A 20,829-nucleotide genomic window follows, 5' to 3' on the forward strand; every position below is an offset into this window, starting at 1 on the left:
AGCCAACGCTGTGGCCACCGACTCCACTTCGGTCACTGGTTCCCCTTCAGTTGTGCGGGTTGTGCAATGTCGTGTCCGTCACCATGGCCCGGGGTGCTGCAATGCTGATGAAATTCCGGTGATGTGCGGGAGCGGAGGCTTCGCGGTGGACGGGGGAACTCCTCATCGGCTTCGGATCGAGGTGCTCGGACGGTTACGGGCCTGGCGGGGCGGAACGCTTCTGGATCTGGGACCCGTAAAGCGGCAGGCTGTGCTGGCCGCGTTGCTGCTCCGTCGGGGAGCTGTGGTGAGCCATGATCAACTGCTCGATTCGGTGTGGGCTTCGGAGCCACCCGCCTCCGGCCACAAGGTGCTGGCCAGTCACGTCAACCCGCTGCGCAGGGCACTGGATGCCGAAGGCACCCGCCACACCGAGTCGGTGATCCGCAGCGGCAAGGGCTGGTACCGCTTCGTCGCCGACGACGCCCGGCTCGATGTGGCGGACCTGACCGAGCGGGGCGATGAGGCGCTTCGCACCAAAGCGTCCGGAGACCTGGCCACCGCAACGGGCCAGTTGTCCGCGGCACTCCTGCTGTTCCAGGGCGAGCCCTTGGCCAACCTGCCGGGGCCGTTTGCACAGGCCGAGCGGGAGCGACTGCGGGAACGCCGGCGGACGCTCCGGCTGGCCCGGCTCGAATGCCTTGTTCTGCTAGGCCGGTTCGGCGATGCCATGGACGACCTCGCCGCGCAGTCCGCGCCGGAGCGGTACGACGAGTCACTGGTGGCGTTGCGTATGCGGGCTCTGTACGGCTGCGAACGTCAGGCGGACGCGCTGAACGCCTACGAGGACATGCGCGTACGCCTCCGCGACGAGCTCGGCGTCGATCCCGGTGAGGAACTCCGCCGGGTGCACGAGGCGGTACTGCGCCAGAATGACGCAAGTCTCCTCGGCCGGACGGCCCCGCCCGGGCAGACACGCTCAGAGCTCCTCCTCCGTGATGGTCCGGCAGCAGGCGCGCCGGTACCACCGGGATCACCGGGTCGGAGCACTCACCCACCGCGCGACAGCGCTCCGCCGACGCCGGCCGAGTTGCCGCACGATGCCGCGGGATTCGCCGGCCGCACCGGCGAACTCGCCAGACTGCACACGTTGCTTTCGCCGGAGCAGGGGCAGGGGTCGGCGAACACGGTGGTCATCTCGGCCATCGGCGGCGCCGCCGGCATCGGCAAGACCGCGCTGGCGGTGCACTGGGCACATCAGGTGCGGAATCGTTTCCCGGACGGCCAGTTGTACGTCAACCTGCACGGGTTCGACCACGACCGGCCACCGCTCAAGGCTGGCGAAGCACTTGAGCTCTTGCTTCGGAGTCTGGGGCTGGCGGCGTCGGAGATCCCCGCCGACGACGAGACGCAGGCACGCACGTACCGGACCCTGCTGGCCGGCCGACGCCTGCTGGTCCTGCTGGACAACGCGGCCTCGGCGGAGCAGGTCCGTCCACTGCTCCCCGGCACCCCGTCCTGCTGTGTCGTCGTCACCAGCCGCAACCGGCTCGGCGACCTCGTGGCCCGCGACGGAGCACACCCCCTGCCACTGGACCTCCTCCAGCCGGCCGACGCCCGCGCGCTGCTCGGCGAGGCACTCGGCCCGGACCGCCTGTCCGCCGAACCCCACGCCGTCGACGAACTGATCCGACTATGCGGCAGCCTTCCGCTGGCGCTGTGCTTGGCCGCGGCCCGGCTGGCGGGCGATCCCGGTCTACGGCTGGCCGATCTGGTGGGCGAGATGTCGGAGGGTGGTCGACTGACGGCCCTGGTGCCGGACGGTGAGCCCAACTCACCCTTGCAGAAAGCGTTTTCGGCGTCGTACCGAGTGCTGGTTCCACTCGCGCGCCGGCTGTTCTGCCTACTCGGTCTGTTCCCCGGACCGGAGTTCACCGCCGAAGTCGCCGCCGCCGTCCTGGACGCACCGCTGTCACAGGCTCGCCGTCTGCTCAGCGCCTTGGCCGCCGCGCATCTGATCGAGCCCGTGGCGGAGGGCCGTTACCGCTTCCATGATCTCCTTCATGAGTACGCGCGGGAGCGGGTGCAGGTGGAAGAGGCGGCGGCGGATCGTGACGCCGCGCTCAAACGGATCCTGATCTGGTACGTCAATGCCGCCCGTGCCGCCGCGGGAACCTGGATCTTCCCGGATCTGCCCGCCGCCCTCGCCGCCGACGACCTTCCGAAGCTTCCGTCCGACGGCGCCCAGTGGCTGGAGGCCGAGCGCACGAACCTTCTCGCCGTCATCGCCCACGCCGGCCAGCACGGCCCGCGCGCTGTCGCCTGGCACCTCGCCAACTCTCTGTTCGGCCACTTCTGGCTCTATCTGCCCCGGGCAACCTGGCAGTCCACCACGCAGACGGCACTGGAAGCGGCCACGGCCGAGGGCGACCGGTACGGTCAGGCCGCCATGCATTTCGTCCTCGGCATCATCCTGTGGGAACGAGCGGATGCCAGGCAGGCGATGGATCATCACGTGCGCGCGCTGGACCTCAGCCGTGAACTCGGCTGGGCGACCGGCGAAGCGGCAGCATACGGGGTCCGGGGCTTCGTGGACTGGAGCATGGCGCGCCTCGACAGCGCTTACGAGCATTTCACCGCCGGCCTGCGCCGCTTCCGGGAGACCGGGAACCGTTACTTCGTAGGGTATGGGACGATCGGTCTCGGTATGGCCTGCCGGGATCTGGGCCGACTGCACGAGGCCGCCGGTCATATCGAGGGGACCCTTGGCCGCGAAGAGGGGAGCAGCGGGTGGGACGACGGCCTGGCGCTGCAGATTCTGGGCTGGGTGTACTGGGAACTCGGCCGCTTCACCGACGCGCGTGACCTCCTCGGTCCCGAGCTGGCCGATGAGAAGAGGGCCGGTTACCGCGACGGCCACGCGATGATGCTCGACGCCCTCGCGAAGATCGACATCGAGTGCGGCCGCCCGGACGAGGCCCTGAAACGGACCGAGCGCGCCCTGGCCATGGTCCGGGCCCCGGAACGGCGCTGGATCCAGGCCGCCATCCTCAACACGATCGCCGCCGCCCACCGCCAACTGGCCCACGACGAACAGGCACTTCAGACCGACCGTCGGGCTCTCGCCCTGGCCCACGAGGCACGCTTCCGGCGCGCCGCGGCGGACAGTCTCCTGGGGCTCGCCCTCACTCACCAGCACTTCGGCCGCCACGAAGACGCCCGCCGTCGAGCCGAGGAGGCGCTGCGCCTGGCCCGTGAGTACAGCTTCCAGGTGGTGGAGGGTCAGGCGCTCACGGTGCTGTGCCAGGCGACGGCGTCCGAGGCTGCGCACTCCACAGCCGTCGCCCTCGGCCACGAGGCCCTGGCCATCCATCGCGAGACCGGCCACCGGCTGGGGGAGGCCCGCGCTCTCGTCGCACTCGCCCGCGCACTGCACAAGACCGACAGCGCTGCCGCTGAACTCATGAGGCAGCAGGCGTCGGACATCTTCTCGGACGTCGGCGTGCCGGCGGAGGGGCACACGGAGCACAGCCAATCGCGTTGATGCGCACCAGACCGTTGTCATGGATCATGGCCCAACAGAGACCGAGCCCAAAGGGACAAGCGTCTAGCCAGGCCGAATGCGCTGTGCCGTGGTTGCAGACGCTGGTACTCCTGAACGTCGATCACGACAGCTTCCTGCTTGCCGCGCCGAGTGGTGATCGTCGGGGTTTCCTCCCGTCGCGCGCGCTCGATGACGTCGGCGAGGTGGCTGCGGACCTCGGCCATCAGCCTGGAGGAGACCTCCGCTGCCACCAACCCAATCTTCGTCCGCATGCGCGGGCGCGACGGGGCGCAGGCCGTGCCTGACGAGGACTGACCGAAGCAGCCAGGAGCCAGTCGTCAGCATCCTGCCACTGCGTGGCGGGCTACCCGTGGCGGCCAGCACGTCCGCCCTGGGCTGCCAGTACTGGTTGCAGTTCTGGTTGCATTCACTCCCGTCCAGCGCCGTCCGCCACCCGCCCCCAGCCCCACTCCGCCGCAGGTCAGGACACTCCTGATCACTCCCGAACCCCCAGACGAACATTTGGAAAGCGTGTTGGGGGCAACCCCTCACGAGTTCGAATCTCGTATCCTCCGCCAGTGCCTCACCGGGCACGATGTCGAAGGGCCCCCTGGAAACAGGGGGCCCTTCGACGTTGTCCGTCTCACTTTCCAAGATCAGATCCTCGTGGTCCGTGCGGACATGCCGTGCGGCAGGATCTCTCGCTATGAGCGATGTTCCCGTCCCTCCTGACAGAGCCGCCGAGTTCATCGAGCGAGGTCGGCAAGCCGCTGCCAGGGAAGACTGGAAGGCCGCTGTCACTGTCTGGATCGCTGGTTCCAATGCCGGCAGTGTGGAGTCGGCGAACCTGGTGGTCACGGGGATCGCGCCTCTGAAGGCTCTGGCCGATGCCGGGGACGTCGACGCGCAGGCCCTGGTGGCCGGAGCGCTGCTCGACTTCGTGGACGATTCGGCTCTGCCGATGGTGCTGACCTACGCGACAGCCGCAGCACGGGCCGGGCATCCGGCAGCCCAACGGACTTTGGGCTTCTTGTACCGCACCGGCCGCGGCGTCCCGGCAGACGCATTCCAGGCCGAGGCCCTCTTCACAGCGGCCGCGGAGGCCGGTGACGCGTACGCCGCGTTCAACTTGGCGGGCATGCACATCAACGGCGATGCGCGGGTGAGAGACCACGACGAGTGCCTGCGCTTGCTGCGCCAAGCAGTCGAAGGGGGCGTGACACAGGCCGCTGCCGTACTCGGTGATCGCCTCGCCGCGATCGATGAGGACGCCGAAGCGCTGAGCTGGTACCTGCATGCCGCGGAGCGGGGCCACGCGGGTGCGATGTTCGCCGCCGCTTGCTGGTACCGCGACGGTCTGGGAACAGCGCCGGACCCCGTCCAGGCCGTGCGGTGGTTCCTGGCCATGCTCGACCGCGGCAACGGAGACGGGATCCACGAAGCGATCCAGCTGGTGAAGCGCGGCATGACCGAAGAGCAGATCCGCAGCGCCGGCGAACTGGCCGACCGCTCCTCCGAGGCCGAAACGCTCATCACCATGGCCCGCGAGCGTGGCTGGTGAGCGTCCACCAACGGCGCCGCTGCCCGTCTCACTTTCCGTCTCACTCAGCCCGGTTTAAGCCCACCCCGTTCGACATCGGATGCCTTCCGTAACGGCATCGATCATCGCCGGGTGCGAGCTAGCTGTCGCCGTCTCCCGTGGCCACGGCGTCATGAGCCTCATGCCCAAATAGAGGCAGGATGGTATCGACGTCAATAGTATCGCTGGAGATACTATTCCTGTCGGGAGGTTTGTGTGCGTCGTTTCATCGGGCGGGATCGCGAACTGAGCGTCCTCGGCAACGCCTTGCAGGCGGTTCGCTCTGCCGTCGGGTCGGCGAAACCGGGACAGTGCGTCCTCATGCGGGGAAGGCGGCGGGTCGGCAAGTCCAGCCTGGTCGAGGAGTTCCTCCGGCGTACGGAGATGCCGTACGTCTTCTACACCGCGGCGGGCGGCACCACGGAGGACGAGCTGACGGAACTGCTCGACGCCGTCGCCAGATCCACCCTCCCGGAACGGGAACTGTTCACGGAGGAGGCCCCGGAACAGTGGAACGCGGCGTTCAGGCTGCTCGCGGAGATCCTTCCCGACGACAGCCCGAGCGTGATCGTCATCGACGAGGTTCCCTATCTCATGGACCGCATCGACGCCTTCGAGGGCATGCTCCAGCGGGCATGGGACCGCCTGCTCAGCCGCAAGCCGGTACTCCTCCTCCTGGTCGGATCCGACCTCTCCATGATGGAGGCGCTGAACAGCTACGACCGCCCCTTCCATCAGCGGGGCCGGGAAATGATCGTGGGGCCGCTGAACCCCGCCGACATCGGCGAGATGCTCGACCTGTCGCCGGCAGACGCGTTCGACGCCGCCCTGATCACGGGCGGTCTCCCGCTGATCTGCGCGGAGTGGCAGGCCGGAGCCGACATCTGGGAGTTCCTCCGCGACTCGCTGGACAACCCGATCTCTGCGCTGCTGGTCTCCGCCGAGCGCTCACTTGCCGCGGAGTTTCCACCGCAGGCGATGAGCAGGGAGGTGCTGCGGGCCATCGGAAGCGGGGAGCGGACCTTCACCAACATCGCCCGCGCGGCCGGTGGCATCGCCCACACCACTCTCACCCGAGCCACGGACGTCCTGACCGAGAAACGGGTCGTGGCCGCCGAGCTGCCGCTCTCATTGAGGCCGTCGAAGGAACGCCGCTACCGGGTGGCAGATCCCTATCTGCGCTTCTGGCTCGCATTTCTGGATCCGCACATGGCGGAGATCGAGCGGATGCGGGGAGATCTCACGCTGGGCCGGATCAAAGAACAGTGGACGAGTTGGCGGGGCCGCGCGATCGAACCTCTCGTCCGGGAATCCCTCGCCCGCCTCCTGCCGGACGGGCTCCTGCCCGCAGCCCCGGCGATCGGCGGGTACTGGACCCGCAGCAACGACGTCGAAATCGACTTGGTGGGTGCCGACCGGCAGCCGGTGGCCAAGCACTTGCTCTTCCTCGGCTCGGTCAAGTGGCTGGAGAACTCCGCGTTCGACAGCCACGACCTGGCCGCACTGCAGAAGCACCGGGCGGCGATCACCGACGAGCCCGTACCGCTCGTCGCGGTCTCCCGAAGCGGGGTCGGTTGTTCCGGCCTTCAAGCGGTGTACGGCCCCGAGGAACTGCTCAGCGCCTGGCGCAGGGCGTGAGCAACGGCTGTACTTCTGTGGTTGCGGTTCTGGTTGCCTTCACCGGCGTACGGCAGCCCACGACTTCGCCCGCATCGCGGCAGTGACCGGCCACGCTCTCCAGTGGTACGGCCCGGAGAGCGGCACATAGGCGTCGATGGGCCCCCGGAGAAACAGGGGGCCCATCGACGTTCTCGGTCTCAGTTCCGCCCCCACCCGCTCCTACGGACGGGCGCCGACCGCCGCGGCCGGCCCGTCACCCGGTGATTCGGATCTTCCTCGCCACCGTCACCTGGTCCAGGTCCGATACCCGGACCGTCAGGTTCATCGTCCACTCGCCCGCGATGGGGAGGTTGACGGAGTTGGTGGCCCAGTAGCCGCCTCGGTCGGTGAGGTCGGCGGGGAGGGGGCCGATCTTCTGGGCGGTGAGGGTGAAGGAGAGACGGAGTTCGGGGACGGCGGAGATGCCGTCGTCGGGGCCGAAGACGACCGCCTGTACGGAGTTGCCGCCGACCCGGCCCGGGTCCAGGGTGATCTGCACCTTGCCGTGGCCGTTCGGGGTGCCGACGTCGAAGGGGACCATCGCCACGGAGGTCGCCGGGATGCCGCCGGCCGCGGCCGTTCCCGTGCCCGACCCGGCCGCCTCGGCGGCCGCGCGGCCGGGCAGCGTGCCCGTCAGGATCGTGGTGACGACCAGGACGGCGACGCCGATGGCGACTTCGGCGAGGACCGAGCGGCGCAGGGCCCGGTGGTCCGGCCCGGGGACCGGCTCCGCCGCGGCCGGCGGGATCTCCTGGGGCGGCGCGCCGACCGTCTGCGGGACGCGGTCGCGGGTCGTCGCCGCGGTCGCCGCCGGGACGCCCGCCAGCTTCGCCGTCCAGCGGCGGGACTGGGAGGCCGCCGCCAGCAGCACGGTCACGGCGGCGAGTTTCACGAGCAGGAGACGGCCGTACGTGGTGTCGGTGAGCGCCTGCCAGGAGCCCAGGCCGCGCCAGGACTGGTACACGCCGGTGACCACGAGGACCGTCACCGAGGCGAAGGCCACCCGGGAGAAGCGGGTGACGACGGCGGCCGGGAGGGGAGTTGTGGCCCGGTAGAGGGTGGTGAGGAGGGCCGTGAGGCCGCCCAGCCAGAGCGACATCGCCAGGAGGTGCAGCACCGAGGACGTCATCGCCAGGGGCACCTGGATGCCGGCCGAGGCGTGTTCGGCCGTCGCCCAGGTCAGGGCCAGGGCGACGGCGAGGACGGCGGCCGTGACCAGGAAGGGGCGGGACGACGGGCGGAGCCGGTCCGCACGCCCGCGGCGGAAGAAGGCGTACAGACCTGCCGTGACCGCCAGGAGGGCGACCCTGGCCAGCAGGACCAGGCCCGGACGGCCCGTCGCGCTCTTGGCGAGTGCGGACAGGTCGAAGGCCGTCGCCGGGGAGGTGCCCTCCTCGTACGGGGAGCGGAGGACGAAGAGGAAGAGGGTGGCGGCCAGCAGGGCCCACCAGGCCGTCCGGACCGGCTTGCGCAGCGGGGCCGCGTCCGGCGGACGGCAGACGGCTATGAAGGCGACGGTGCCTATCAGCAGCGCCACGGCGAGGTACGCGGCGTAGCGGCCGATGTCGTAGAGGCTGCCGGTGGCCGGGTTCTCGACCGGGCCGGTGGGGACGGCCGCCGTGGTCGCCGACGGTTTGCCCACGGAGAAGGTGAGGGCACCGGAGACGGGGTGACTGTCCGCCGACACGACCCGCCAGGACACGGTGAACGTGCCGGTGCCGAGTTTCTTCGGGAAGGTGATCCGGGCGGTGTCCGAGCCGGCGGGGCCGTGTTCGGCGTCGCCGGTGGTCACCCGGTGGTTGGTGGGGTCGTACACCCGGAACGAGTCGTCGAGTAGGCCGACGGACTCGGTGAAGGTCAGGGTGACCGACCCGGGCGACGACTTCAGTACGGCGCCGTCGGCGGGGTCGCTGCCGCGCAGGGCCGCGTGCGCGGAGGCGGGGGCGGCCGACGCGAGGAAGAGCGCGGTGAGGAGGGTGCCGAGGAGGGCGAGGGTGCGCAACGTACCGCGTGGGTCTGCCCTGTGGGGGGTGGATATGCACCGCCGGCCGTGTTCTTCGCTCACGTCACCGTCCTGAGTTCGGAAGCAGGCGTTCATGGGTCATACGGATGGGGGGCCGGTAGCGCTCATTGTGCCTGCGGCCGGTTGGGGCCTTGCCGCGGCCTGCTCGGCGGTAGCCGCACGTCGGATACGGCCCCGCGTCCCTCAGGGGCCGTCACCAGGTCGGCCGGGCGGACACCCCACCGTCCACCACCAGGTCGTGGCCGGTGATCCACGACGCCAGCGAGGAGGCCAGGAAGACCACCGCGTCCGCCACGTCCTCCGGGCGGCCCAGGCGACCCGTGGGCACCGCCTCCTGCCATCTCCGCACCCCCTCCGGCCAGGCGTCCGCCAGGCCCTCCCGGTCGATCAGGCCGGGGGAGACCGTGTTGACGCGGATGCCGAGGCGGCCGTACTCCAGGGCCGCCGCTCTCGCGTGCATCACCACCGCCGCCTTGGCCGCGCTGTAGTGGGCGTGGCCGACGGCCGGGTGGGACGCCTCGATGGAGGCGATGTGGGTGATCGTGCCGCCGTCGGGCTGGTCGCGCATGAGGTCGGCGGCCGCCTGGGTGCAGGCGAAGACGCTGCCGAGGTCGGTGTCGACGACCGCACGCCAGTCGGCCGCGGTCATGCCGGGCAGGGGCTGTACGGGTTGTACGGCCGCGTTGTTGACCAGCGCGGTCAGCCGGCCGCCGAACCGGTCCGCGGCCTCCCGGACGATCCGGTGGCAGGTCGCCTCGTCGGTCAGGTCGCCCTGCACGACGACCGCTCGGTCGCCGATCGCCGAGGCGACCTCCCGCGCCGCCGTCACCGCCGTGCGGCAGTGCACGGCCACCGCCGCGCCCTCCTCGCCGAGGCGCAGCGCGATGGCCCGGCCGATGCCGCCGCTCGCGCCCGTGACCAGGGCGACCTGTCCGTCCAGTAGGTGGGTCATGGACGGCAGAGTCCCGTGATGCGGGCCGCTTCGGAGGGGTAACGCGCCGTGAGGTGGGCCGCGTTCCCGTGTTCGTACCCCTCGAAGGTGAATCCGGGGGCCATGGTGCAGCCGAACAGGGTCCAGGAGCCGGGCGGTGCCACCCGGCCGCCCATCCAGGTGCCGGCCGGGACGGTGAGCTGGATCTGCTGGCCGGCGCGGAGGTCCGGGCCGAGGACGGGGGTGCGGATGGTGCCGTCGGGGGCGAGGAGCAGGAGGTTCAGGGGGTCGCCCAGGTAGTGGTGCCAGATCTCGTCGGTGGGGAGGCGGTGCAGGGCCGAGAAGTCGTCGGCGATGAGGAGGCCGACGATCGCGGTGCCCTCGGGGCGGCCGTCGGCACGTTCGGGACCGGCCCAGGTCTGCCGGAACAGGCCGCCTTCACGAGGGATCGGCTCCAGGTCGTAGTGGGCGATCAGGTCGTCGGGGGTCAGCATCGGGGAGGACATCCGGGAAGGCTACCGGCCGGGTGAGGAAAGCCAGTTGAGCGTGCTTCTCGGGCAGGTGGACGTCGGGGAGGTCGATCTCGGGGAGTACGACGGCCGGGCCGGGGGTGAATCCCTGGCGGACGAAGCGGGCGATCGCCTTCGCGTTGCGGACGTCCGGGTCGACGACGATGCGCCGGCGGTCGAGGGTGCGCAGGGCGAACTCCGTGAAGGCGGAGAGGAGGGCTTCCGTCCAGCCGGGGCGGGGGCCTTCCGGTCCGGCCGGGGCGAGGAGGACGTGGATGCCGATGTCTCCGGGGCGGACGTCGTAGCACTCGCTCACGCGGTCGGCCTCCGGCTCGTACGTCTGGAGGAGCGCGACCGGGGTGCCGTCCCTCTCGGCGAGGTAGGCGTGGTGGGTGTCGAGGGTGGCCATATGGGCGTAGATCTCGCCGACCTCGGCGCGGGTGAGGCCGGTCATGCCCCAGAAGACGGCGCGTTCCGCGCTGACCCAGGTGTGGACGACGTCCGCGTCCCGCTCGGCGTCGAGGGGGCGGAGACGGACGGTGCCGAAGTCGCCGACGATGTGTTCCGAGACGGAGGAGGGGACGGGGACGGGGGTGGTGACGGAGGCGTCCGGCTGCTCGGACATCGGTCGCTGGGAGATCGGTTGCTCGGACATCAGTCCCTGGGAGATCGATTGCTCAGACATCGGTTTCCTCCACGAGTTCCAGTCGGTCCCAGTCGGTGCTGACCGGGGCCAGATCGCCCCTGAGCCACAGGGCGAGTTGGTCGGTGTGGTGCGGTGCGCCGGGGACGCCGTCGGCGCCGAGCGGCACCACCCAGAGGCTGTTGTCGCGGTCCGCCAGGTCCCAGACGTACCGGGCGGCCGGGCCACGCGCGGAGAGGTCGGTGAGACCGGGCACGGCCGAGGTGCACAGCACGCAGTCGTGGTCACCGGACAGGGCCGGTCCGTCGTACGACGGCTCGGGCAGCGCCTGCCAGGGGGCGAGGCGGTGGGTGTCGCCCCAGGTGCCGGTGCCGGTGTCGGTACCGGCGCTTCTGCCGGCGGCGACCTCCTCGACTGCCCTACGGACGACGGCGGGACGGTCGATGCCGTACAGCTCCTCCGCCCTCAGGAGGTGTTCCAGGGCGAAGGCGATGCGCGGGGTGAGGGCCAGCCAGGGGAGCAGGACCTCGGGGTGGGCGGGGGGTTCGGCGAGGGCGGCGAAGGCGGGGTGCGCGGCGAGGTGTCGTACGACCGCCGAACGTACGGCCGCGTAGGCGGCGGCGCCGGCGCTGTCGGCGTCCATCCGGCGGTCCCAGGCCAGGAGCCGGTCGCGGAGTCCGGCGGCCCCGGCGGTGAGGCCGTCGAGGGCCGCGAGGAGGTCGAGGAGGGGGGCGGCGGACGCGAGGTGGGTGTCGGTGTGGATCGCGGGCAGGTCGGCGGCGGACCAGGTGCGGCGCTCGTCGAGGAGCGCGCGGATGCGGTCGGCGCGGTGGGGCGGGGCGAACTCGACGCCGAGGGGGGCCGCCGGGCCACGCTGGTTCGCCATCACGGCCACGCCGTCGGTGAGGTCGCCGTACGGCATCTGGTGCCAGCCCTGCCAGGCGTGGCCGGGGAGCCAGGCGGGGGCGAGGCGGGTGCGGTTGGTGTGGGAGCGGACCGGGACGCGGCCGGCGACGCGGTGCAGGAGGCCTCCGTCGGTGTCGGCGGCGTGCACGACGTTGACGGGCTCGGTCCAGGCGTCGAAGGCACGGTCGACGTCGGCGACGCGGCGAGCCCGGAGGAGGGGGAGGAGGGCGCTGAAGCCGAGGTCGGCGGTGACGCGGGGCGGGTAGCGCAACGCCAACGCCTCGGCTTCGCCATCGGCGTGCTTCTTCCCACCCGCACCCCTACCCGTGCGGCTTTCGTCGTCGGGTGCGGGTGGCCCCTGCGGGGGCCGGCCGCCGTCGGCGGCTGTCAGGTCGGGTGCCGTGATCACCGGGCCGCGTTCGGTTTCGAGCACCTCGATGCGCATCGGTGGCTCTCCCGCCACCTCCACCGTCTCCGTGTGCCGTTCGGCCCGGTGCCAGGTGCCGTCCGGACCCAGGGCCTCCACGCCGGTCTCCGTAAAGCGCAGGCGTTCGCGGTAGACGTCCTGGTAGTCGGCCATCGCGTTGGTGATGGACCAGGCGACCGTGCCCGTGTGGGCGAAGTGGGCGATGCCGGGGACGCCCGGGACGGCCAGGCCGACCACGTCGAACTCCGGGCAGGAGAGGCGGATCTGCTGGTAGACGCCGGGCGCCTCGATGAAGCGGTGCGGGTCGCCGGCCAGCAGTGCCTGGCCGGTGGTCGTGCGGGGGCCCGCGAGCAGCCAGCCGTTGCTGCCGGAGGTGCCCGGCCCGTCCGTGGCGAACAAGGGGACCGCGTCCTCCCCCAGGTGCCGTATCGCCTCCTCGCGCCACAGCTTGGCCGGGAAGCCGGCGAACAGGATATGGGTGGCCAGCCAGACGCCCAGGGGGTGCCAGGGCTTCCAGACGCCGGGGGCGAGGCCGGTGCGGGCGAACTCGGGCGTGCGGGCGGCTCCGCCCGCCAGGCCCTCGTTCACCCCGGCCACGTACGCGCGCACCCAGGCCGCCGTCTCCGGGTCCTGTCTCCGCAGCGCCTCGAAACAGCGTCGCGCGGTGTCCGCCAGGCGGGCCCGGCGGGCGAACACGTCCCACGCGACGGCCGGGGAGCCGAGGAAGGACGCCGACGTGCCCTGGGCCCGGTGCCGTTCGACCTCCAGCTGCCAGGCCCGGTCGTGGGCGGTGACCCGGCCCTGCGCACGGGCGAGTTCACGGGCGTCGGCGGCCCGCAGGTGCGGGATGCCCCAGGGGTCTCGGTACGTCTTGATGGTCACCCTGCGACACCTCTTACCTAAGGTTAGCCTTGCCTAAGTTGAATCGTGGGGAATCGTACGTGAGGGGTGCGGGAGCGGCGGAGGCCGCCCCGCCGCAGGCGCGCGGGGCGGGTCCGGGCGCGGGATCATCGAGCCATGAACGCCAACGCCAAGGGCAGGCCCGACACCGGGGCCGACGCCACGACTCTGCATCTCGCCCAGGACCCCGAGGCCGACGGACTCCTCAGCCGCAGCAGACTCGCCGCGCTCACCGGCATGCTGCTCGACCAGCAGGTCCCGATGGAGTGGGCGTTCAAGGGGCCGGCGACCATCGCCCAGCGGATGGGGACGGACGACCTGGACGCGCACGAGATCGCCGCCCAGGACCCCGAGGCCTTCGCCGCGCTGCTCTCCGAGAAGCCGGCGGTGCACCGCTACCCCGGCTCCATGGCCAAGAGGATCCAGCAGCTGTGTCAGTACCTCGTCGACCACTACGACGGTGACGCCGAAGGCATCTGGCGCGACGTCGACAGCGGCACGGAACTGCTGAAGCGGCTCCAGGAACTGCCCGGGTTCGGCAGGCAGAAGGCGCAGATCTTCCTCGCCCTGCTGGGCAAACAGCTGGGGGTACGGCCGAAGGGGTGGCGGGAGGCGGCGGGTGCGTACGGGGAGGCGGAGTCGTTCCGGTCGGTGGCCGACATCACGGGACCCGAGTCACTGGCGAAGGTGCGGGCGCACAAGCAGGAGATGAAGGCGGCGGCGAAGGCGGCGAAGGCCGGGGAGAAGTAGGCAGCCGGGGGGCGGCTGGGACGGGGCGCGAGACGGGGAGAAGCAGCCCGCGGAAGTGGCCGGCGGACCGCGGCCGAGGCTGCGCGGACCGGGGAGAAGCAGCCCGGAGAAGCAGCCGGAGAAAGCGGCCGGGACGGTGAGGGCTCTGTCACCCGATCAGCCCCTCCCTGCTGGCAGGGCCGCTCCCGTCGGTTTCAGCTGGAGGCATGAGCGAGCCTCCCAGCACCGGCCCCGCCGACGACGACCGCACGGCTCACACCGCCCCGGCCCCGACCACCCCGGCCTCGGCCTCGGTCCCGGCGTCCGCGTCCGCCGCAGCCTCCACGCCCGCGCCCGCACCCGCGAGCGCCTACCGGCATGAGCCCGAGCCGCCCTTCGAGGGGCCCCTGCACGCCCTCTCGAAGGCGGCCTGGCAGACCGTACTGGTCACCGGGATCGCCTCCCTGATCCTGGGCATCCTGGTCCTCGTCTGGCCGGGCGCCTCGCTGCTCGCCGCCGGTGTGCTCTTCGGCGTCTACCTGCTGATCAGCGGCGTCTTCCAGCTGGTCGCCGCGTTCGGCACGCACAAGACGACCTCGCTGCGCGTGCTGGCCTTCATCAGCGGCGCACTGTCGATCCTGCTGGGTCTGTTCTGCTTCCGCGGCCCGCTGGAGTCGATCCTGCTGCTCGCCCTGTGGATCGGGATCGGCTGGCTGATCCGCGGGATCACCCAGACGATCGCCGCCGTGCACGACCCCGGGATGCCCGCCCGCGGCTGGATGGTCTTCCTCGGGATCGTCACCTTCATCGCCGGCATCGTGCTGATCGTCTCGCCGTTCCAGTCGGTCGCCGTGCTGACCCTGGTCGCCGGTATCTGGCTGGTGGTCGTCGGCATCGTGGAGATCATCTCCTCGTTCGGCATCCGCAGCCGGGCCAAGCACATCCCGCAGGCCCTGTGAGCGGCGTCAACCTCGCGCCCCGCCGGTACGCCGAGCGAGCGGATCTCGCGCCGGGTGCGATGAACACCGTCCGCCGCGTGGGGAGATGACCGCCATGAGCAGCGGTTCCCCCTCCGGGCGCCCGCAGCCAGGACACGCCTGGCTGCGGGCGCTCGTGCTGCTGCTCGCCCTGCTGCTGCCCGGCGCCCCGACGGCGGCGGAGGCCCTTGCCGCGACCGCCCCGGCCGCCTCGGCGGAGACCGCCGAGTACGACGTCCTCGACACCCCGCTGCGGCTCCCCGCCCGCGCCGTGCACCGCGCCGACGTACCCCAGCGCCTCGCGCCGCTCCCCGACGCGGCGCCCGCCGACCCGGCGGACCGCCACCGCCCGTGCGCGACGGCACCGCGTCCGCCGTACGCCACGCCCCTGCTGCGCACCGTGGTCCTGCGCTGCTGACCGACCGACAGGTCCCGCACTCCCCCAGGTCAGTCAGTACGACGCAAGGAACACAGCCATGTCCTCAGACCCGTACGCGGTCCTGCGCGCCCTGCTGCGCGCGGAGGCCGTCCGCAGCGCGCCGAAGCCGGAGGCGAAGTTGGTGGAGCCGCCGAGGCCGCTGCCTCAGGAACAGAAACGCGGTTGATCGGTCGGTCGGCAGCCGGGCGGCCCGCACGGGGCGCCCGGCCCACCTGTCGCACCTGGCCCACGTGGTCACCCGGGCCACTCGGGCCACTCGGCTCACCCGGGGATCCAGCTCACCCGGGAGCCGGCTCACCCAGGGACCCGGCTCACCTGCGCCGGCGCGCCGTGCCGAACAGCGATCGGGTGATCTCGCGGCCGAGCTGTGTGCCGACGGAACGGGCGAGGGACCTGAACATCCCGCTGCCGACCACTTGTTCGACCAGGGAGGGTTCCTCTTCGGGCGGGGGCTTCTCGTCGCGGGGCGCGGCCTTCGGCGCGGCGGCCGGGGTCCGCCGCAGCTTCTCGAACGCCGACTCCCGGTCCACAGCCTGTGCATAACGTCCGTGGAGGTCGGACGCCCGTACCGCCTCGTCGAGTTCCGCCGCGTCGACCGGGGCCATCAGGGACTCCGGGGCCCGCAGCCGGGTCGCCGCGACCGGCGTCGGGGCGCCCTTCTCGCTGAGCACGGTGACCACGGCCTCGCCGGTGCCGAGGCCGGTGAGCAGCTCTTCGAGGTCGTACGACGACTTGGGGAAGGTCTGCACGGTCGCCCGCAGCGCCTTCTGGTCCTCGGGGGTGAAGGCGCGGAGCGCGTGCTGGACGCGGTTGCCGAGCTGGGCCAGGACGTCGGACGGTACGTCCTTCGGGGTCTGCGTGACGAAGAAGACGCCGACCCCTTTCGAGCGAATCAGGCGCACTGTCTGGGTGATCGATTCCAGGAACGCCTTCGAGGCGTCGTCGAACAGCAGGTGCGCCTCGTCGAAGAAGAAGACCAGCTTCGGCTTGTCGGCGTCGCCGATCTCGGGAAGGTCGTGGAAGAGGTCGGCCAGCAGCCACATCAGGAAGGTGGAGAAGAGGAGCGGCTTGTCCTGCACGGCTGGGAGTTCCAGGACCGAGACGATGCCCCGGCCGTCCGGTGCCGTACGGAGGAAGTCGGCCGTGTCGAACTCCGGCTCGCCGAAGAAGTCCGCCATGCCCTGCGCCTCGAACGCGGTCAGCGAACGCAGGATCACCCCGGCCGTGGCCGTCGACAGCCCTCCGATGTCCTTCAGTTCGGAACGGCCCTCGTCGGAGGTGAGGAAGGCGACCACCGCGCGCAGGTCCTTGAGGTCGATCAGCTCGAGGCCCTTGGTGTCGGCGTAGTGGAAGACCAGGCCGAGGGACTGTTCCTGGGTCCGGTTCAGCTGGAGCACCTTCGAGAGCAGCACCGGGCCGAAGCTGGTGATCGTGGCGCGCACCGGGACGCCGTGGCCGAGGCCGCCGAGTGCGAGGAACTCGGCGGGGAAGCCGGTGGCCGTCCACGCCTGACCCACTTCACCCGCCCGCTCCAGGACCCTCCCGTCGCGCCGGCCGGGGCGGGCGATGCCGGACAGGTCGCCCTTGACGTCCGCCAGGAACACCGGGACGCCCTGCGCCGAGAGCTGTTCGGCGATCAGCTGGAGCGTCTTGGTCTTGCCGGTGCCGGTGGCGCCGGCGACCAGGCCGTGCCGGTTGAGCATGGGGAGCGGGATGCGGATCGGGGCGTCGGCACGGCACCGACCGTCCCAGAGGAGGGCACCGAGGTCCAAGGCCTGCCCGGTGAAGGCGTACCCGGTGGCGATCGCGGCGGCGGCCGGGGGCTCAGGCGAGGGCGGGTCGCCGGCCGCGGCGGCTTCACCGGCACTCATCATCGAACCCCTGTTCCCGTTTTACCTTTTTGGTTGCCTTTACGGCGTCTTTTCCAGCGTCGCACTCGGTCGCCATGGCTGCGCCCGGAACGTCAGGACCGGTAGGCTTTCCGTGTGATCTTCAAGCGCATCGGAAACGGCCGGCCGTACCCCGACCACGGCCGGGAGAGCACCCGGCAGTGGGCGGACGTCGCACCGCGCCCGGTCCGCCTCGATCAGCTCGTGACGACCAAGGGGCAGCTCGACCTGGAGACCCTCCTCGCCGAGGACTCGACGTTCTACGGCGACCTCTTCGCGCATGTCGTGAAGTGGCAGGGCGACCTGTACCTGGAGGACGGGCTGCACCGTGCGGTCCGCGCCGCCCTCCAGCAGCGTCAGGTGCTGCACGCGCGCGTGCTCGAACTGGACTGACCCGGCTCGGCCGATTCGACCGACTCGGCCGACACCCGCTCGCCACCCGCCGTTTGACGCCGGTTGCCCCTTTCGGGTTGGACCGAGCGACGTCGGATGATCATCTATTAGTCAACGCACCCGTGGCGCACTACGCTGCGCTCATGAGCATGCTGACTCCCCCCGGCATGGGCGGCCAGTACCGGATCACTGGGGACAAATACCCTCGCATGCGCCCGCGCCGGCGGCGTGCCCGGCTCGTCCTCTCCATGGTCGCCTCCATCACCGCGCTCGGCCTCGTCGGCTGGGGCACCCTGCAGCTCATCGACGTCTTCACGGGCGGCGACAAAGAGGCGGCGGCGGCCGGTGGCACGGCGTGCGTGAAGCAGGCCGCGGCGAGCACGGGCCCGGCGGCCGACGTCTCGGCGGCGGCGCTGCCGAAGCCGGCCCAGATCACGGTGAACGTCTACAACGCCACGACCCGTACGGGCCTGGCCAAGGACACCGCGGACGAACTCAAGAAGCGCGGCTTCAGGATCGGCGACGTCGGCAACGCGCCGGCGAAGTTCGACGCGAAGGTCAAGGGCACGGCGATACTGCTCGGACCGGCCTCGGCCCTGCACACGTCCCTGCCGGTGCTGGCCACGCAGGTCACGGCACCGGACCAGCGCACGGAGGCGGGCCGCAAGGGCGCCGCCGTGGATCTGATCCTGGGCGACACGTTCAAGACCCTCACCCCCCAGGCGACGGCGGCGAAGGCCATCACAGCCCTCTCGCACCCCGAGCCGAAGTCATCGACGTCGAAGAAGGGCTGCACACCCGCCCCGTAAGGGGCGCGGGAAACCGCGCGACCAGCCCGGCCACGAACCCGCGGCCGCCGACGAGACCGGTGGCGCCGCACCCGCACCCCCACGGCACCCGCGCACGCACCCCTAAGGCACCAAGGCACCTGCCCCTACTCGGCCGCCCCGTACAGGCGGTCGCCCGCGTCGCCCAGCCCCGGGACGATGTAGCCGTGTTCGTTGAGGTGGTCGTCGACGGCCGCCGTCACGACCGTGACCGGCGTCCCCGCCAGCTCCCGCTCCATGACCTCGACGCCCTCCGGCGCGGCCAGCAGGACCACCGCCGTCACGTCGTCCGCGCCCCTCCTGATGAGCTCGCGGATCGCCGCGACCAGCGTGCCGCCCGTGGCCAGCATCGGGTCCAGGACGTACACCTGGCGCCCGGAGAGGTCCTCCGGCATCCGCGAGGCGTACGTGGACGCCTGGAGCGTCTCCTCGTTGCGGATCATGCCCAGGAAGCCCACCTCGGCGGTCGGCAGCAGCCGGACCATGCCGTCCAGCATGCCGAGCCCGGCCCGCAGGATCGGCACCACCAGCGGGCGCGGACGGGCGAGCTTGACGCCGGTCGTGGGCGAGACCGGGGTCTGGACGTCGACGGCCTCGGTCCGCACGTCCCGCGTCGCCTCATAGGCGAGCAGGGTGACCAGTTCGTCGGCGAGCCGCCGGAACGTCGCGGAGTCGGTGCGCTGGTCGCGCAGGGTGGTGAGCTTGTGGGCGACCAGAGGGTGGTCGACGACGTGGAGACGCATGCCGATAACAGTAACCGCGTCCGCGTACACCTCGCGCGGGTCCGCGCTGGCATCAAACCCCCCGTCCGGGGGAAGGTGGGAATGACCGGACCTGGGGTGGTGTAGCCGTGTCTGATCTGTCTGAGCTGCCTGAACCGTCCGACCGCGCGTACGGCGCGCCGGAGGGCGAGACCGAGGCCGAGCGGCGCCGCCGCCGGGCCCGGTTCCTGCGCGATCTCGCCGAGGCCAGGGCGCTGCGCGACCGGGTCCAGCCCCGCCGCGTCAAGACCGCCCGGCTGCGACACGCCATGCGTATGCGGACGTTCCGCTGGTAGGAGTCGGTAAAACCGTAAGAACGGTAAGGGTCGTAAAGCCGATCCTTCGGCAAAGATCCACTGCTTGTGGCGCGTTGCGGTCCGTCATGGGCAAGGCCGTGCGTGGGCTGCGGGAAAACCCGCGTACGATCCGCAGGTGGCGGCAACGAGTGCGCTGGTGATTCCGTACACGGGCACCTGGATGCCTCTTTGCATACGTGCGATCAAAACTGCCAGACACAGGGAGCCGAAGACGTCCCCTGAACGCCTTGTTTCTGCCACGATTCCGAGTGGGTGGGACTCGGAGCCCAGCTCTCCCCGCCCAGAACCTCCGCCGGGGGGACCCCCAACCGGCACGCCTAAGACCAGTGGGAGAGTCACGGTGTACTTCGCCGCACTGCTCGCGCGCACCGAAGACGGGTGGGAAGCGAGCGACACAGAGCTCGACGATGTGGAGACCTTGTCGGACCTGGCCGACCTGGCCCGGGAATCGGCGTCGGACGCCGACGACACGGTGCTCGTCTTCATCGAGCAGGAAGACGCGTGGTTCGGCGTCGTGCGCGTGGACGGCGAGGAGGACCCCCGGGTCTTCGTCTCCAACGCTGCCGCCGCCGCCCGTAGCTCGTACGGCGAGCTCCTGCTCACGGACGAACTGCTCGGAAGGGAGCCCAAGGACGAAGACGACGACCTGGACGCCCTCGACCTCGACGGCACCGAGGACGGTGAGCCGGAGGCCGAGGACGACGAGGACACGGACACGGACACGGGCACGGACACGTCCGCCGTGCCGTCCGGTCCGGTCGGTGACACCCGGATCCTCGACGACCTGGGCGTGAGCGCGAAGGAACTGCTGTCGCTCAGCGACGACGCGCTCAGCGAGATCGCCGAGGTGCTGGGCGCCGCCGAGGTCCTGGAGACCGTCCGCTGACCTTCCACGAGGCAGCCGGGTCCGCCGACCCGGTACGCGACCGCTGGCGGGCCGCGATGCGGCTCGCCCTGGACGAGGCCGGCCGGGCCGTCCGGGGCGGGGACGTCCCCGTCGGCGCCGTCGTGCTGTCCCCGGACGGCACGACGGTGCTCGCGACAGGTCACAACGAACGCGAGGCCACCGGCGACCCCACCGCGCACGCCGAGGTCCTCGCGCTCCGTCGGGCCGCCGCGGCGCTCGGGGAGTGGCGGCTCACCCGGTGCACCCTCGTGGTCACGCTGGAGCCCTGCACCATGTGCGCGGGTGCCCTGGTCCAGGCCCGCGTGGACCGGGTCGTCTACGGTGCCCGGGACGAGAAGGCCGGTGCCGCCGGCTCGCTCTGGGACGTCGTGCGCGACCGGCGCCTGAACCACCGTCCCGAGGTCGTCGAGGGCGTCCTGGCCGAGGAATCCGCCGGGCTGCTCACGGAATTCTTCCGGGACCGCTGAGCCCGCTCCCAGCGCCGGTCCCA

General features: G+C 71.3%; 20 protein-coding genes. 12 read left to right on the plus strand and 8 right to left on the minus strand.

From position 1 onward, the window contains the following. Window positions 1-10: 10 nt before the first annotated feature. Entirely contained in the window at window positions 11-3,523 is a 3,513-nt protein-coding gene (locus ACZ4N4_RS13565) for an AfsR/SARP family transcriptional regulator (RefSeq protein WP_467587904.1), read from the plus strand. A gap of 17 nt (window positions 3,524-3,540) precedes the next feature. On the opposite strand, the gene ACZ4N4_RS13570 is transcribed toward ACZ4N4_RS13565, so the two are convergent. Continuing rightward, window positions 3,541-3,747, minus strand: a complete 207-nt coding sequence (locus tag ACZ4N4_RS13570; protein ID WP_467589075.1) for a type II toxin-antitoxin system Phd/YefM family antitoxin — start codon at window positions 3,745-3,747, stop codon at window positions 3,541-3,543. A 482-nt stretch (window positions 3,748-4,229) separates the two neighbouring features. Between ACZ4N4_RS13570 and ACZ4N4_RS13575 the strand changes: the two genes are divergently transcribed. Continuing rightward, window positions 4,230-5,084 (plus strand): tetratricopeptide repeat protein, encoded by an 855-nt coding sequence (locus tag ACZ4N4_RS13575; protein ID WP_467587906.1) that lies wholly within the window; start codon window positions 4,230-4,232, stop codon window positions 5,082-5,084. A 234-nt stretch (window positions 5,085-5,318) separates the two neighbouring features. Beyond that, the gene (locus tag ACZ4N4_RS13580; RefSeq protein ID WP_467587908.1) at window positions 5,319-6,740 is read left to right on the plus strand and encodes an ATP-binding protein; all 1,422 of its coding nucleotides are present in this window, start codon (window positions 5,319-5,321) and stop codon (window positions 6,738-6,740) included. A gap of 235 nt (window positions 6,741-6,975) precedes the next feature. On the opposite strand, the gene ACZ4N4_RS13585 is transcribed toward ACZ4N4_RS13580, so the two are convergent. The 5 genes from ACZ4N4_RS13585 to ACZ4N4_RS13605 all read right to left on the minus strand — a co-directional run bounded on the left by ACZ4N4_RS13585 (window position 6,976) and on the right by ACZ4N4_RS13605 (window position 13,082). Next, window positions 6,976-8,859 (minus strand): copper resistance CopC/CopD family protein, encoded by a 1,884-nt coding sequence (locus tag ACZ4N4_RS13585; RefSeq protein ID WP_467587910.1) that lies wholly within the window; start codon window positions 8,857-8,859, stop codon window positions 6,976-6,978. Between the two features lie 118 nt (window positions 8,860-8,977). Then, entirely contained in the window at window positions 8,978-9,736 is a 759-nt protein-coding gene (locus ACZ4N4_RS13590) for an SDR family NAD(P)-dependent oxidoreductase (protein ID WP_467587912.1), read from the minus strand. Next, entirely contained in the window at window positions 9,733-10,206 is a 474-nt protein-coding gene (locus ACZ4N4_RS13595) for a cupin domain-containing protein (RefSeq protein WP_467589078.1), read from the minus strand. Before ACZ4N4_RS13595 ends, ACZ4N4_RS13590 begins: the two co-directional genes overlap by 4 nt. Further along, a complete protein-coding gene (locus tag ACZ4N4_RS13600) occupies window positions 10,154-10,849 on the minus strand; it encodes a GNAT family N-acetyltransferase (RefSeq protein ID WP_467589080.1) in 696 nt (231 codons plus the stop codon). Before ACZ4N4_RS13600 ends, ACZ4N4_RS13595 begins: the two co-directional genes overlap by 53 nt. A 52-nt stretch (window positions 10,850-10,901) precedes the next feature. Next, entirely contained in the window at window positions 10,902-13,082 is a 2,181-nt protein-coding gene (locus ACZ4N4_RS13605; RefSeq protein WP_467587915.1) for a penicillin acylase family protein, read from the minus strand. Between the two features lie 135 nt (window positions 13,083-13,217). Between ACZ4N4_RS13605 and ACZ4N4_RS13610 the strand changes: the two genes are divergently transcribed. The 4 genes from ACZ4N4_RS13610 (at window position 13,218) to ACZ4N4_RS13625 (ending at window position 15,411) form a co-directional block, all read left to right on the plus strand. Beyond that, entirely contained in the window at window positions 13,218-13,850 is a 633-nt protein-coding gene (locus ACZ4N4_RS13610) for an HhH-GPD-type base excision DNA repair protein (RefSeq protein ID WP_467587918.1), read from the plus strand. 206 nt (window positions 13,851-14,056) lie between these two features. Next, entirely contained in the window at window positions 14,057-14,788 is a 732-nt protein-coding gene (locus tag ACZ4N4_RS13615) for an HdeD family acid-resistance protein (protein WP_467587921.1), read from the plus strand. Window positions 14,789-14,882: 94 nt separating this feature from the next. Beyond that, complete coding sequence (locus ACZ4N4_RS13620; RefSeq protein ID WP_467587923.1) at window positions 14,883-15,224, plus strand: hypothetical protein; 342 nt, start codon at window positions 14,883-14,885, stop codon at window positions 15,222-15,224. Between the two features lie 58 nt (window positions 15,225-15,282). Further along, entirely contained in the window at window positions 15,283-15,411 is a 129-nt protein-coding gene (locus ACZ4N4_RS13625; RefSeq protein WP_453382255.1) for a hypothetical protein, read from the plus strand. A 145-nt stretch (window positions 15,412-15,556) separates the two neighbouring features. Here ACZ4N4_RS13625 and ACZ4N4_RS13630 read toward each other — a convergent pair whose 3' ends face one another. Beyond that, entirely contained in the window at window positions 15,557-17,116 is a 1,560-nt protein-coding gene (locus tag ACZ4N4_RS13630; protein WP_467587926.1) for a helicase HerA-like domain-containing protein, read from the minus strand. A 114-nt stretch (window positions 17,117-17,230) separates the two neighbouring features. Between ACZ4N4_RS13630 and ACZ4N4_RS13635 the strand changes: the two genes are divergently transcribed. Together ACZ4N4_RS13635 and ACZ4N4_RS13640 are read left to right on the plus strand one after the other, a co-directional pair. After that, window positions 17,231-17,527, plus strand: coding sequence for a type II toxin-antitoxin system VapB family antitoxin (locus ACZ4N4_RS13635; RefSeq protein WP_003999914.1), 297 nt, complete (start codon window positions 17,231-17,233; stop codon window positions 17,525-17,527). A gap of 143 nt (window positions 17,528-17,670) precedes the next feature. Continuing rightward, window positions 17,671-18,336, plus strand: a complete 666-nt coding sequence (locus ACZ4N4_RS13640; protein ID WP_467587930.1) for a LytR C-terminal domain-containing protein — start codon at window positions 17,671-17,673, stop codon at window positions 18,334-18,336. A 125-nt stretch (window positions 18,337-18,461) separates the two neighbouring features. On the opposite strand, the gene upp is transcribed toward ACZ4N4_RS13640, so the two are convergent. Next, a complete protein-coding gene (upp, locus tag ACZ4N4_RS13645; RefSeq protein WP_360481103.1) occupies window positions 18,462-19,097 on the minus strand; it encodes a uracil phosphoribosyltransferase in 636 nt (211 codons plus the stop codon). 116 nt (window positions 19,098-19,213) lie between these two features. On the opposite strand from upp, the gene ACZ4N4_RS13650 reads away from it, so the two are divergent. The 3 genes from ACZ4N4_RS13650 to tadA all read left to right on the plus strand — a co-directional run bounded on the left by ACZ4N4_RS13650 (window position 19,214) and on the right by tadA (window position 20,806). Further along, the gene (locus tag ACZ4N4_RS13650; protein WP_450760741.1) at window positions 19,214-19,411 is read left to right on the plus strand and encodes a hypothetical protein; all 198 of its coding nucleotides are present in this window, start codon (window positions 19,214-19,216) and stop codon (window positions 19,409-19,411) included. Between the two features lie 361 nt (window positions 19,412-19,772). Further along, on the plus strand, window positions 19,773-20,318 hold the full coding sequence (locus ACZ4N4_RS13655; protein ID WP_453568261.1) for a tRNA adenosine deaminase-associated protein: 546 nt from the start codon (window positions 19,773-19,775) through the stop codon (window positions 20,316-20,318). 56 nt (window positions 20,319-20,374) lie between these two features. Continuing rightward, window positions 20,375-20,806, plus strand: a complete 432-nt coding sequence (gene tadA / locus ACZ4N4_RS13660) for a tRNA adenosine(34) deaminase TadA (RefSeq protein ID WP_467587933.1) — start codon at window positions 20,375-20,377, stop codon at window positions 20,804-20,806. The last annotated feature ends 23 nt before the right edge of the window (window positions 20,807-20,829 follow it).

The organism is Streptomyces sp. NPDC026538 (genome assembly GCF_055567535.1).